General features: G+C 39.7%; 17 protein-coding genes. 7 read left to right on the plus strand and 10 right to left on the minus strand.

The genetic code is table 11. From position 1 onward, the window contains the following. Positions 1 to 32: 32 nt before the first annotated feature. Both HC723_RS10025 and HC723_RS10030 read left to right on the plus strand, forming a co-directional pair. Positions 33 to 797, plus strand: a complete 765-nt coding sequence (locus HC723_RS10025; protein ID WP_153447267.1) for a peptidoglycan binding protein CsiV — start codon at positions 33 to 35, stop codon at positions 795 to 797. A 66-nt stretch (positions 798 to 863) separates the two neighbouring features. Further along, complete coding sequence (locus HC723_RS10030; RefSeq protein WP_153448171.1) at positions 864 to 1,400, plus strand: GNAT family N-acetyltransferase; 537 nt, start codon at positions 864 to 866, stop codon at positions 1,398 to 1,400. Positions 1,401 to 1,697: 297 nt separating this feature from the next. Here the strand turns inward: HC723_RS10030 and HC723_RS10035 are convergent, their stop codons facing one another. Next, positions 1,698 to 2,450 (minus strand): hypothetical protein, encoded by a 753-nt coding sequence (locus tag HC723_RS10035; RefSeq protein WP_190338968.1) that lies wholly within the window; start codon positions 2,448 to 2,450, stop codon positions 1,698 to 1,700. Positions 2,451 to 2,706: 256 nt separating this feature from the next. Here HC723_RS10035 and HC723_RS10040 point away from each other — a divergent pair, with 256 nt between their 5' ends. The 5 genes from HC723_RS10040 to HC723_RS10060 all read left to right on the plus strand — a co-directional run bounded on the left by HC723_RS10040 (position 2,707) and on the right by HC723_RS10060 (position 7,138). After that, positions 2,707 to 3,792 carry a hypothetical protein gene (locus HC723_RS10040; protein ID WP_190338969.1) on the plus strand — a complete coding sequence of 362 codons (1,086 nt, stop codon included), beginning with the start codon at positions 2,707 to 2,709 and terminating at the stop codon, positions 3,790 to 3,792. Between the two features lies 1 nt (position 3,793). Further along, complete coding sequence (locus HC723_RS10045; RefSeq protein ID WP_190338970.1) at positions 3,794 to 4,693, plus strand: hypothetical protein; 900 nt, start codon at positions 3,794 to 3,796, stop codon at positions 4,691 to 4,693. 84 nt (positions 4,694 to 4,777) lie between these two features. Beyond that, entirely contained in the window at positions 4,778 to 5,206 is a 429-nt protein-coding gene (locus HC723_RS10050; protein ID WP_190338971.1) for a helix-turn-helix transcriptional regulator, read from the plus strand. 127 nt (positions 5,207 to 5,333) lie between these two features. Further along, positions 5,334 to 6,053 (plus strand): YagK/YfjJ domain-containing protein, encoded by a 720-nt coding sequence (locus tag HC723_RS10055; RefSeq protein WP_190338972.1) that lies wholly within the window; start codon positions 5,334 to 5,336, stop codon positions 6,051 to 6,053. 491 nt (positions 6,054 to 6,544) lie between these two features. Next, positions 6,545 to 7,138 (plus strand): YagK/YfjJ domain-containing protein, encoded by a 594-nt coding sequence (locus HC723_RS10060; RefSeq protein ID WP_190338973.1) that lies wholly within the window; start codon positions 6,545 to 6,547, stop codon positions 7,136 to 7,138. A 68-nt stretch (positions 7,139 to 7,206) separates the two neighbouring features. Here HC723_RS10060 and HC723_RS10065 read toward each other — a convergent pair whose 3' ends face one another. The 9 genes from HC723_RS10065 to HC723_RS10105 all read right to left on the minus strand — a co-directional run bounded on the left by HC723_RS10065 (position 7,207) and on the right by HC723_RS10105 (position 12,905). Further along, positions 7,207 to 7,839, minus strand: a complete 633-nt coding sequence (locus HC723_RS10065) for a hypothetical protein (protein ID WP_190338974.1) — start codon at positions 7,837 to 7,839, stop codon at positions 7,207 to 7,209. A 449-nt stretch (positions 7,840 to 8,288) separates the two neighbouring features. Continuing rightward, positions 8,289 to 9,242 (minus strand): LPD25 domain-containing protein, encoded by a 954-nt coding sequence (locus HC723_RS10070; RefSeq protein ID WP_238925448.1) that lies wholly within the window; start codon positions 9,240 to 9,242, stop codon positions 8,289 to 8,291. A gap of 131 nt (positions 9,243 to 9,373) precedes the next feature. After that, positions 9,374 to 9,832, minus strand: coding sequence for a DUF2787 family protein (locus HC723_RS10075; protein WP_190338975.1), 459 nt, complete (start codon positions 9,830 to 9,832; stop codon positions 9,374 to 9,376). A gap of 124 nt (positions 9,833 to 9,956) precedes the next feature. Further along, the gene (locus tag HC723_RS10080) at positions 9,957 to 10,217 is read right to left on the minus strand and encodes a hypothetical protein (RefSeq protein ID WP_190338976.1); all 261 of its coding nucleotides are present in this window, start codon (positions 10,215 to 10,217) and stop codon (positions 9,957 to 9,959) included. A gap of 220 nt (positions 10,218 to 10,437) precedes the next feature. Next, complete coding sequence (locus HC723_RS10085; RefSeq protein WP_190338977.1) at positions 10,438 to 11,073, minus strand: hypothetical protein; 636 nt, start codon at positions 11,071 to 11,073, stop codon at positions 10,438 to 10,440. A 76-nt stretch (positions 11,074 to 11,149) separates the two neighbouring features. Next, positions 11,150 to 11,410, minus strand: coding sequence for a hypothetical protein (locus HC723_RS10090; RefSeq protein WP_190338978.1), 261 nt, complete (start codon positions 11,408 to 11,410; stop codon positions 11,150 to 11,152). A 19-nt stretch (positions 11,411 to 11,429) separates the two neighbouring features. Then, positions 11,430 to 11,891: a DUF2787 family protein gene (locus HC723_RS10095; protein WP_190338979.1), complete on the minus strand. Its 462-nt coding sequence runs from the start codon at positions 11,889 to 11,891 to the stop codon at positions 11,430 to 11,432. Further along, on the minus strand, positions 11,888 to 12,388 hold the full coding sequence (gene radC / locus HC723_RS10100) for a RadC family protein (RefSeq protein WP_190338980.1): 501 nt from the start codon (positions 12,386 to 12,388) through the stop codon (positions 11,888 to 11,890). The genes HC723_RS10095 and radC overlap by 4 nt, the downstream gene beginning before the upstream one ends. 214 nt (positions 12,389 to 12,602) lie before the next feature. Continuing rightward, a complete protein-coding gene (locus HC723_RS10105; protein WP_342365711.1) occupies positions 12,603 to 12,905 on the minus strand; it encodes a YciI family protein in 303 nt (100 codons plus the stop codon). Positions 12,906 to 12,957 lie beyond the last annotated feature (52 nt).

Consider the following 12,957-nt stretch of genomic DNA (forward strand, 5'->3'; position numbering starts at 1 on the left):
TTTTCAGGCGTATCTTTTATAACGGAGCAACAATGAAAAAGCTGATCCTACTTCTATTGGTTTTTGTTTCAGTACCAACCTTTGCACGATCATTTGATATCGAAGTGATTATTTTTAAACGCAATGTTGAGCCATCACAAGTGAATGAAGCATGGCCAAGTTCGATTGAGCCTATCGACTTTGATCGTTCATTTTCTTACCGTGACAAAAAGATGATGTCATCTAATGGCGCTTTTTTACTTCCAAGTGGCTACTATCGCCTAAATAAACAGTATCAAGCATTAGATCGTCACGCCGGTTTTAAACCATTAGTGCACGTTGCATGGCGTCAAACCGACCGTGGACCTAGCCGTGCACCAATCTTCCATATTCAAGCTGGACAAGATTTTTCTGGCACCTTTGCTAATGACGGACGCTCTTTGTCTCAAATAAAAGATGAGTCACCAGACGGCACCGTGCCACCAGCCCTTGCCAAAGGTCCGGTTAACGAACTTGATGGAACCATGCAAGTCTACGTCCAGCATTACTTATATGTTAAAACCAACTTAGATTTAAAGATCCCAGGCCAACATGAAGTAGTGCTACAAGATGCCGTCACCGATACCGCTTCTGATGATAACGATGATGATGCAGAAGTTCAGGTCGGCAATCTTGAACCGATTAAACCTAAGACTGAAGTAAAAGATTTCTTAAACAGCTACCGCATGCAGCAAAAACGCCAAATGCGCAGTGGTGAGACTCACTACCTTGATAATCCATATTTAGGTATGATAATCAAAGTAAGCAAAGCAAGATAATCTCGCTAAGAGGCTCTGATGAGCCTCTTTTTTTATGCCAAGACAACACGTTTTAATATCCAGATCATGACTCCAGACTTCTCACTTAGCACTGCTCGCCTGACTTTAAGATTGATTGATATTCAACAAGCTAACCTTTTCGCCACTGCCATTCAAAGCTCTGCGTCTTTGTATCCTTGGCTTGATTGGTGCCATGCTGATTTCAGCTTGCATGAAGCGCAAAAATTCTTAACCTGCACCCGATTAAACTGGGTAAAAAACCTCGCGTATGGCTTTGGCATCTTTGATAAAGAAACCGACCAGTTTATTGGTATGGCAGCATTAACCGACCAAAGAGTAGGGTTTAACCTTGGTAGTCTCGGCTATTGGGTGTGTGATAATTTTCAACAGTGTGGTTATGCCAAAGAAGCCATGCAAGCTTTAATCCAGTTCTGCTTTGAGCAATTAAAACTGACGCGTTTAGAATTGATTTGCGATCCTGAGAACACCGTCAGCCATAAACTAGCACTCGCCTGTGGAGCGCTAGATGAAGGAATAGCAAGAAATCGATACATATTCCAAGGAAAACCCAAAGACGCTCTCGTCTTCGCTATCGTACCTTAAAACAGCCATCTCAAAATCGAACGATATTATACCGACGTAAAAAAGCCCTAACATTGCTGTTAGGGCTTTTTTGCAATAATTTTCAAGCATTTTACAGAATAATGGAGGCGCCTCCCGGAGGCGAACCAACAGCATTGAATGCATTGTCTTACTTGAGTTCGGAAGGGGTTTCCCCTTTCGATTTGCAGGCAGTGTACCCACGGGTGTACCCAAAGTCAACGCCTTAAATTACGATTTTAAATCGTTTGAATATTTTTTGTACTGACTGGTGAATTAGCCGTCAAATGACATTAATAATCACTTTTTCTGTCTCTTTTCTAAGTGCGATTTAAAACTCTGTGCCGAACTTGATAAAGCTGCAATACTTTCAATGCTGATATTGAAATCCTTTGCTTCTTTTAATTCGCTAGTCAATGAGATAATTTTTTCTTCCAAAGAGCAAGCCTTATTCTGTTCAGATATAGAGACTTGAGAATCACTCGCTGTATTGTTCTTTTGACTTGATAAGATCAATTTCTCTAATTCATCAAAACGATTACGCACATCTTCTTCAAAAGATGAACCATTTTGTTTGTCGATGTACGCTTGCTCAATCAAATTAAATACAACTGCATTCATACTGATAGCACTATCCTTTGCCAATGCTTGAAGGTGAGAATAAATAAGTTTTGGCATCGCAACGCTGTAATTGATTTTTTTTGAAGATGAATAATATTTCGCCCACTTTTGACGAATTTCATCAATCTCTTTTTGCCCCTCCTCACACTTAAACCAATCCGCCACTTCTACACAAAATTTAAAATCAACATCTCGTAGTTGCGAATAAGCATCATGCTTTATTTGGTAAAAAACAGCTTCCTTTTTAAGCCATGCAATGTGCTTTTCATTGGTGAATTTAAATTTATCTAAATACCGCTCTATCGGATTAGGTCTTCTATCGACCTCTTTTCTTTCTTTTGAAACGCTCACTTTTGATGCAAAGGGCATTGCTTCACTGACTAACTCAGCACCTTTAGGTTTTCTTGGGTGGTAGGTATTTCGTTCGCTCATTCTTCCAATTTCCGTTCAAAGATAACATTGTAACTTATATATCACACTAAGTATAAATGCGCACCCAATTGACTTGTCACACCCAAATCACCACTTACACCTGAAATGGTTTTCACACCCACTTTACACCCGGTTAATTTTTTATTTGAATTAAATATAAAACCTATTTAACATTGAATTTATTGAGTTGGACATTTTAACCCCCAGTTATTACGTTGGGTGTTAAACCTACTTTGTGCGCAATTACAGGACTATTATGGTGAAGCGTAAAAGTAAAACGTCAGTTTTAAAAGATATGGGGATTGAGGTTGATTTTCGGACGCCATTCATCCCATTGTCAATTGATGACAATGAAGGGGTTGATAGCTTGTTGATGGTTTTTCCCAATGATAAATATTACTTTGAAGAAATAGGCTGGCCTCACATCGGAGATATCAGTTCAATCATCAGTGATGATAAAGTGGCAGATGAATTCATGGGGATCTGTGAAAGCAAGCTTAATGATATGATCCAACATGAGATTATATTGCAATATGAAAAGCTCACACCATCACCCTTGGTAGAAGAAAAAGAAGTTAGCGATGTTCCTAAAACGAGTGGCACGGATAAGGGTAAAAAAACAATCTCCGTTCGAGCTTACTTAATAGCGGTCACTCCTAAGAAATACGAAGTTGCTATGCAATATTTGTACGAAGCAACAAGTAACGAAACAGTTTCATTGATACAGAAAAACACTCAGGAGCAAGGAAAGCTTTTAGATATACCGACTTTGTTCAACACACTTCACGAAAAAAACTGTCCTGAGCAATACATTCCAGTGCTCATCAAGCTTATTCAATATTTTCACATCCACCGATTACCTAATATTTCGTTAGTCTCAATATCGCCTAAACGCTTAGCAGTAAAACTCGGGGTTCCACTGAGCAAAATTCAACTCGCGCTCCACTGGTTTATTGAACATCAATTTATCAGACAAAAAATACCGTCTGAAAACTTGTATTTAAGAGCGGCTTTTTTCTCAAGCTTTTACCAACAACGGCCAAAAGATTGTAATTTCCCTCAATACACTCAATTCCCTCTATACCCAAATGAGAGATGGGAGCGCCGTAAGCTCAATAGAAAACTCCGCTACCTTGCTGAGCAATACACAGTCAAAATGCATGATGAGAATGAATGCAAAATGAAATCTGCAAGAAATTTGTCCTATAAAACACATCTACGCCAATTTAACGAATTGAAAGAAAAAGTATTATCTGGTGAGGCCTCTTTAAAGTTTGAGCTCAGTCAAAAAAGACTTGCCGTGCATCTGATGACATCAACACTATTTAAGGATTTGCATTAACATGAAATACAGCATCGTATTTAAGGGCGGTGAGACAAACGCCGTATCGAACTCTTTGTTCATCAAACTCAATGCGAAGGCTGCACGAGAGCTTGATACGGAATATATTGTTTTGAATGACGTTTACCTATATTCAAACGAACAATGCCTACTATTATTTCAATCCAATAATGTATTAAGCATTATCCAATCTATCCGCACAAAGATGAATGAGCATGCTTTGAGTGTTTTACATTACCACTCTCCAAATTTAAGCCGTCGAAAAGATAATCGCTTTGCCGTTCAAAACTACATTGATGACATTGGTGTAATTGTTCACCTTCCTGTGGCTCTACACTCTGATTATTTCCAGCAAAAAAATGCGCTTGTAAGCGCTCAATATCTACCACCATTTACACAGCCGAACTTCAAAAATGGTCACACTTATTTTCATCATGAACTTTCATTGACTGCTCTTTACATTATTAATGCCATGAAGTGTCGAACAGATAATGTTGACCTTTCCACCTACATCACTTGCGCTGAATTAAGCCGAATGACGGAAATATCACCAGAGATAATCAAGCGAGAATTAGCTTCTCCCTCACTCAAGCCCTTTGTCCAACTAAAGAAAGTCGAAAGATGTAAAACGCAAACTCTAGAATTTACCGATGATGGCAAAAGGCAGTTGATTTCAAATGAGGCATCGGAAGATGAAGCCGATATTGATACCAAAATATCGAACCAAGATCCCTTTCAAAAGACAATCGATTTCCCATTAAAAGAATATGCCTATCACAATCACTTGGCTCTAATGAGAAGACTCACTGAGGAATACAAAAAAGTACTCAACAATACAAACGCCATCCCTGAAATAAAAAAAGAAGCAGCATTAGCTTTTTGTTTAATGGAAGGCGTATAAAACATTTATGCGACTTTAAGCGCCAATTACAACAAAAAAATACAAGAAACCCATTGCTTTGTAATCAACTACGGAGCAATGAACATGAACTCTAACAACTCTTCAAAACTTCCACTTAAACTCATTCGCATGAAAGAACTCTCTAAGCTGGTGGGATATAACAAAAGCCACATTCATCTTCTGATTGGTGAAGGTAAATTTCCTGAACAATTAAAAATTGGTAAGCGTGCTAGCGCTTGGCTATTACCTGAGATCATGGCTTGGATTAATCAAAACTGGAAAGAAGGCGATTCCTTTAGTCCACAACTTTTAGATCTACCACGCTTAATGCGTCGCAGTGACGTACTCAACATTATTGGCGTGAAAAAAGACACCCTCTATCGAATGATAGAACGCGACGAATTCCCGAAAGGAAGAGTTTTAGGTTTTCGTGAAACACGGTGGGACTATAACGATGTAATGGGTTGGCTTGCGAGCAAAATCCAAGAGCGTGATGCGCTCACTCCTGAATAATCCTCTTTTCGCCTCAGCACTCAAACAAGCACATTCCGCCTTTAATTTTTGAACACACCGAAGCAATCGGTGCGATGGCACTCGCCTCAAAGAGCCGATTGCAAGTAAACACGATGGAGCACACCTCATGAACGCATTCCCCGCTATTCGTCAACTGCTTAACGTACCGCTTAGTCACGAGCCATATCAAGTCGACATGATGAATGATAAACCCATGCCATACCCATCAAGCGAAGCCAATCACGCTATCTTATTCGAATGCCAGAAGGCATTAGACGACACCGTCAGACAACACCCGGTAAGGCTCATGACAAGCGTCTTACTCTATCACCCAAATGAATACCGCCCAGTAGAGTTTTGCTGGGAGCAAGTGCCTAACCGGGAGCACTTAACTCAACCATGGTCGAATAAACAAGAGCCCGATACCTTAATCGCGAGCTTTTTTGAACGATTAAATATTCAAATAGAACAAAACTTCCTCAGCCAGAGAGTAAAACTAAAACAAAGAGTGTCCAACAAGCCTTACCATGCCATCACCAAAAGACTGACGCCCCATTGCACCATCGTCGTGTTTTTCTTCAATAAATCAGACTACGCGAGCCTTGGCCGTGGAACAGGGCATAGTCGCTATCTTAGAACCTGCATCTTTAATGCGTGGCATCGCACGATTGGTATTGAGTGTGATAATTATTGTGAGCTCAATCCATGGATAAGCATCAGCGAAGGGCTGGCGGTTAATGCAAAAGTGGATAGCTCCAAAGATAATCTTCATGCCATGCATAACCAATTATCGTGGTTGGCGCATGCGTCGTTAGGCGATTTCCCAATCACCTATTGGCATTATTAATTGAGGAGTATAGAAGGGTAAAAAAGGTATTTCAGGACTCAAATGGATAAGGTTAGAAAAAGTGACCGTTTGAAGTGTTATTTATTCTAACCTTTTCACTGTCAATGACAGCTTAAAAGCGTCATATTTTTAAGCTCATAAGCAATACTAACTTCCGAGTGATTATTTATGTCATTCGCAGCTTAATTATCATTTATTCGCTAAGTAACTTCTGAGCTCAGCGAGAATGAAGCCAACTAAAAACAATGAGCAAATACTCGGATATATTAATAATACCCACCATGATCATTAGTAATAATATCCATACTATCAATAGACTACTATCAAGTAAGAACATCAATAACACCGATACAAACAGTAAAATGGATAAGTAACCCTATGGTTACCTTATGACATGAATAGGAGAAGTGAAGCTTCATGTAGATGATGCTATTCGTTAAAAAAAACAATGCACGTGTTTGTTATGAAAACATTCATAACGGAGCACAATCATGCATCAATGCTATTCAGTCGAAGACTATAACCCTAGCCATATCCAAGATATATACAACACACTTAACCACAGCCTAGCCAAATACAAACGAGTTACTCTCTTTCGCTTTGATGTGCATATTCCTTTTGTTGATTTAGATGATCCTAGGATTTACCGAGTGACACAATTCACTAAAGCCTTCTTAGGGTCTCTCAATGCTAAGCTGAAAAGCATGACAGGTAAAACCGTTGATTTTAATTATATCTGGTGTAAAGAGCACAACGTTACCAGTGGTGCGTCTATGCAGCATTATCACTTTGCGTTAATAATGGATGGTAATCATTTTAGATCATGGGGTAATTATAACTATCAAGGTTCGAGTCTTAAACGCTGCATTGAGGAAGCTTGGGCCAGTGCTCTTGACTATCCGATTGAAGACTGCAAAAGAGGCATTCAATTCGCTTCTACAGTTACCATTGATTCATATGCGAATCGGGATTGTACCGAAAAATACAATGAAGCCGTTAAGATGCTTTCTTACTTAGCGAAACGTTATTCAAAAATTCAAGGACAACGGTGTTGGGGAAAAAGCGCACAAAGCTATAATCGCTAGTGAACACGTAATAGCATACAGTTTATCGCAGGGAAATGGTGTTTTTTCATGTTTATATTCTGTATTTTTTATTCATTATCTAAAAATGCTTTCACTTGATTGTTATCAATCGAAAACTGGCTATTAGGAAAGTATTCGGTGCGCTGTTTTTGGACATTATAAGCGGCGCATACTTTTGAGCCACAATAAAGAAAGGCAAGATCGTCCTGAATCCCATTAACGTAAAAGTGGGTATAATCAGATGATTGAATCTGAGTCATTAACTTAACGGCCTTTCTTTTTCCTGATTGTTCATTCACGACCATTAAAGCAAGAAATAAACACAAAGCAACTATCAAGTTTATGAGGAAGTTAATTTGTTTTTCCTTGGAATCTCTTAACGGTTTAACTTTGACTTTTTTAAACACTTTTTTATAGATTCTATTCATGGTGACTAAACAACGTCTTCCTCTACGACTACGTATAAAGCTCTCCTTAACGTCAACGAACATGTAAAAGATTGCATATCCAGCTAAGAACAAAAAGATGTGTTGAATACTATCTAAAAAACCTGAATATAATATTGCATAGAACTCCAAACTAAGCACATCAGTATCTAGCCCTAAACTGTTAAGAAAACCATCGTTAGAAGCTCTCTGAGCACAATACAAGTAAATGGTGAGTAAACTAAATATACCGATTCTATCAGACAGCTTTATCATTTTACTTTCCTCAATAAAAATAACGCCTTTACGTTAACATCAATAAAAATAAAAAATGAATTAAAAAGAATTTTATCCGATTTCATTTTTCACAATTACTTGACTGTAATATTGGTATATTCCCCCTGTATGAAAGAAGCATCGTGTATGAACTTTTCATTAGGGCAAAAGCCAATGAAAAGCCATTGTTTTAACGGCATTACTGAGCGGTCCTATTTTTGCCCCTCCATATATTGGCATTGGATATGGTCTTTCAGAGCCGTTGTCATATCAAGGGTTATTCGGGTTCCAGTAATGAGCTTGGTGCCAATGGTAAAGATCAAGTTGAACATTACATCAATACTACAACATTTAACGTAACCACAATATATTACTTCGATAACATGACGTTAAATAACTAAACATCACGAGATAAAAAAAGACACGACTTGTGTCTTTTGGATTTAGGTTTACTGGCAACATACAGCCAGCTCGCCCAACGGAACACTCTTAGCCTTATTGGTTTCATCCCAAAACCGTTGTTTATAAACCTTCCATCCGTGATACAGGTAGTTATTCTCGGTTAAGTAATTTCCTGCGCCCATCGAATAGTTTTCCCGTTGCTCCTTGCTTTGAGTTTTATCATGCAAGAACGCCGTATCGGGATGGTTAAGACAAGCCTTACGCATCTCAGGAAAGCGTTGCTGTGTATGTTTAGACCACGCTAAGATGATGGTTTTAAGTGTCTTGGATTCATAAACGCCAGTATGCGGACAACTGTTTTCACTGTCGTATTCCGTTTTAGTGGCAATGATAGCGGCCTGTGCCCATTCAGGAATGTTTAGGCTTTCTTGAAAGGCTTGTTCTTTTTGCTGGTGTGCTCGAATGCTTTCTTCTCTTTCCTTTATTTGTTGACGCTGTTCCTCTTCTTGTTTTCGTTTAACCTCTTTTATCACTTCGCTCGCCTTAGCTCTTGCTTGCTGCACTTGAATTCGGTCAAGTTGGTAGTGTTCAATGAGCCCTATTAACTCAAGCTGGTGGTCTTCACGCATCCACGTCATTTCAGGCTTATTGTGATTCTGTTGATGGTAGTCATACACTGACAAGCAATGGTCGCTAAAACCTAAATCATTGACGTTACAACCTAAGTCCAAACGACATTGATGCTCACTTTCATCACTAAAAGTCACCGTGATAAAAGTTTTGTCATAGCCACCTTCGGGATTATCCAAGGCCACTTCTAACGCCTTTTGCTCAAAGTCTTCAAAACCCCAAATATCGTTAGTTTGAAACTGCTTCGATTCAGAGCTGTGAACCAATACCCAGATGGGCGTAATGCGGCGGTGTGGATTGGATGCACGTGGTGTGCTTGTTGTCTTTGCTACGCCTTGTTTGGGTAATGGAATATCTAATGCTTTCATCATGCTTCCTTATCAAATTAGATAAACAACAGGTACAAAAATGCCGCCCTTATTAGGCGGCGATTAATCGTCAATTAAAGTGGATTGTGGGGAACGAGATGAGGTGAGAGTTTCTCTTGGTTTTATCGCAGCACCTAACCAATCAACATCACTTTAACATCATCAAACTGGCTATCAGCCATCGCGTTTAAGAATGCGCTTTCCCACTGGTGATAGAGCTTAACCGCTCTTGGGTTACCATCCATTTTTTGCCAATCCCCCTTAGGGGCTAATAAGCATTTACCAGATTGAAAATCAAAATCTAGCCACCTTGTCAGTGCGATGGATTGAGACGTTAAATAGCCATAAACGCTAATGTAAGCCAGCTCCCATTGATGGGCCCCTCTTCGCTTTAGTGCTATCTCTACAGGCCGTAGACCGCCTAATTGAGCACTGTATTGACTATCTTTAATACGTATTGTCACGTAATGAATATTGTCCAATACTTGCTTTGAGTTTTTCGCTAACTGCTCATGAACGGATTGGATAATCTGACCTTTTAAGTCATGGTGAATATCAACCACTGAAATGGGGTTTATGGTCATCACGGCCATAACGTGCCTCCTAGGTTTGAATGATAAATGAGAGGAAATCGATGGATAAGAAAATAACCGGTATAAAAAAGCCGCCCGTGATAGGTGGCTAAGTAACATCAATAAAGGCGTTATTAAATGAAGATTATTTATTTGCTTTCTGGTTTACTTGAGCGCTTTGCGACGCCTTGTTCGCACTATCGTCTTTGTCTTCACGTTTACCCTTATTATCATTATCACGTAATGACTTTGAGTTATCGTGAGAGCGAGCCGGATAGCCGCAGTTAATCGCACCACTTTGGCACATTTCAATGGTCGAGCCACCCATGGTGCCACCTGCGAAACTTGGTAAGCTAATCGACATTGCTATAGCAAGTAATGACAGTGTTTTGATGGTTGTCTTCATTGGTTTATTCCTTATAGATTGTAAATAGAAAAATTAATCGGTCGAAGTGACTTTCAATATTGAACAGAGTTAGGGGGTAATCACTCAACGTCCTATCTCTTAGTTGATTAAGTGATAAAACAGCTTATTCACGATGTTTGCATAGGATGCAAAGTAAAAAGCATTCTTTCATCAATGAGTGAATATTGAGTTATTTCATTCTTTAGGTAAAAGGGATGGGTTATCTAGTCTCAACCCATAACAGGCACAGCAGAGAGCGTATGTGTATCGTATTCACCTCTGAGCCTTCATTGTTCAAAGAAGCATTAATGTGATAACGCAGCCACCAACCTTGGCTATTCAGCACCAAAGTATGAGGCACGAGTACGACAGATTGACCGATAAAAACACACTGGATAATTTGATGATTTAGCATGGCTTGTTTAAGTGGAGTGAGTGTGGATAGGTAGTAAGGTGGCAGGCATGGTAATTCAATGTGAATATGGTTTAAGTATTGTTGTAAGTGGTGTGATTGTTGGAGCTGTTTCTCTGACTGTTTAAAGCGCTTTTCAAGTAATCGCCTTAGTTCATCGGGCAACAGCAGTGCGAAGTATCGTATTAACCAATGTAATAACAGGGCATCCTGGTTTGGACTAATAAAGGGCTGATGTGTTGATTGTCGGTATCGATACTCTTTATTCTCATCCAACTCTTCAACAAACCCAGCAGCGATCCACGCTTTTAACCATCGCCGCAAGGTATCACTTGAACATTCAATACCAAGAGACAAACATTGTTGGTGTAGCGATTGTAATGTGCTCCATGACCGAGACGACAATAAATGATAAAGCGTTAACATGGATTCAAATTGGCGCATAAGAAAACCTTCTTAAGTCTATGGATGAAAGAAATAGCACAAGACCGCATTAATGCGGTCTTGTGCTACACGATTATTATTCATCGTCATGATAACCATTGGTGATACTTGAATGCTCACCATAACAAAGCAATGGATCGTCGTTATCTTTTTTACCCATTAAGGCAAGCGCGCTCCCCACTGCAATAGAAACGATGATCCCTTTACCATTTAAACGCCCCATCGGGCCATAGATAGGTGAAGCGGTCAGCAAGCCCGCGACCGTTGTGGTATTGGTCACCATTTTGCCCAGTGTGCCATTCCAATCGATGCCCATTGGTTGAAATTGATTGTTCATTATTCATTCCTCTGTTTCATTATTCATTAACGCTAATCGTTTGTTGGTCATAACTTTGACTGTTGAGGTAGGTTAAAAAACTGCTCTCCCATAGCTGGTACATTTCAATAGCATCAGAGTTATCTTTTATTGACGCCCACTGAATATAGGGATGGACAAGACAGCGATTAGATACACAGTCAAAATCCAGGTTACGCTCAAGCTCTGGATAGACATTACCGATATAGGCAAAGGTGGTGACGTAAGCTAATGTCCATTGAGGGCACTTGGTCGAGGTGCGGGTTAAGCGAATTTCTACCGGATGAAAACCGCCATCTTCGGCATTGTAACTACTATCACGAAAGTGAAAGGTCAACGCCTTAGCGCTGACCAATTCATCTTGTCGAACATCACAAAACTCACGCTCAACGTATTTTTCTAAAGCCTGACTTAACTGATAAGAGACAGGGAGCAATTCAGACTCAATCACAAACTGATTCATACTAACCCCCTTTGAGCGAGTGATACGCAAGTATGACCGACAACAATGTGGTCAAGCAGACGAACATCCACCAGCTCACAAGCTTGCTTTAGTTTCTCAGTAATGGCGATATCAGCGCGTGATGGTTCTGTTTCACCAGATGGATGATTATGCGCGACGATAATGGCTGAGGCATTGAGCCCAAGTGCCGCTTTTACTACTTCACGTGGATACACAGACGCCGCATTCACCGTGCCATAAAACAATGGTTGATACTCAATCAAGTGATGCTGGTTATCCAAAAACATCACAGAGAAAATCTCTCGCTCTTGTTTCGCCAGCTTGCAACTTAAAAACTCCATGGTGACCGTTGGATTGCTGTATACATCCATCCCCACTAAAGATTCGCTAATCACTTCAGCGGCTTTTTCTAGTAACTCCAGCGCGGTAATGGGTTTTGGGAAGTGATAGTAAACAGGGGTTGCTTTGTCGGTTGGCGTAGTTGATGGTTGATTCATAATACATTCTCCTAGAATGAAAAAAGCCCGCACGCACAAGGCTCACGGGCAGGTTCATTAAGAGAATATAGAGGTGTGATTTTTTGGTTTTAAGTAGATCTGACATAGCACCAAGTTGGAAAGGCATTCTACGCTCTATTCGCTCATCAATAGCTGAACGGACGTTACAGCTCGGTACCCAGCTTAGACTATCTAGAAAAGATTTGTCGACGAATCAGCTTTGTTTGAGGTGTGATAACTCTTTCGACGTCTTAGTTGGGATAAATTCAATGATATCATAATCAGCAATATCATTAAGTTTAAATGGATCTTCCGATAAAATGTCATCAAGTATTTCTCGAGTGTGTACATTTGCTAAGATCACACCACCACTTCTCGGAACCTTACGTCCAGATGCTAAAAAGTGACCTAAGTCATAATGGTGATCTAAATACTTAATATTATCATCTAAGTGCTTTTCAATTTTATCAAGCTCTACTTGATACGTTAAAGAAAGTAAGCGCCCTATAAACCCCACATGTTCATTTATTTTTGCTAATCATAAGATCAGATCTCAAACTATTAGGAGA

Origin of the sequence: Vibrio sp. S11_S32 (genome assembly GCF_014694465.1) — a bacterium.
GTDB lineage: Bacteria > Pseudomonadota > Gammaproteobacteria > Enterobacterales > Vibrionaceae > Vibrio > Vibrio algicola.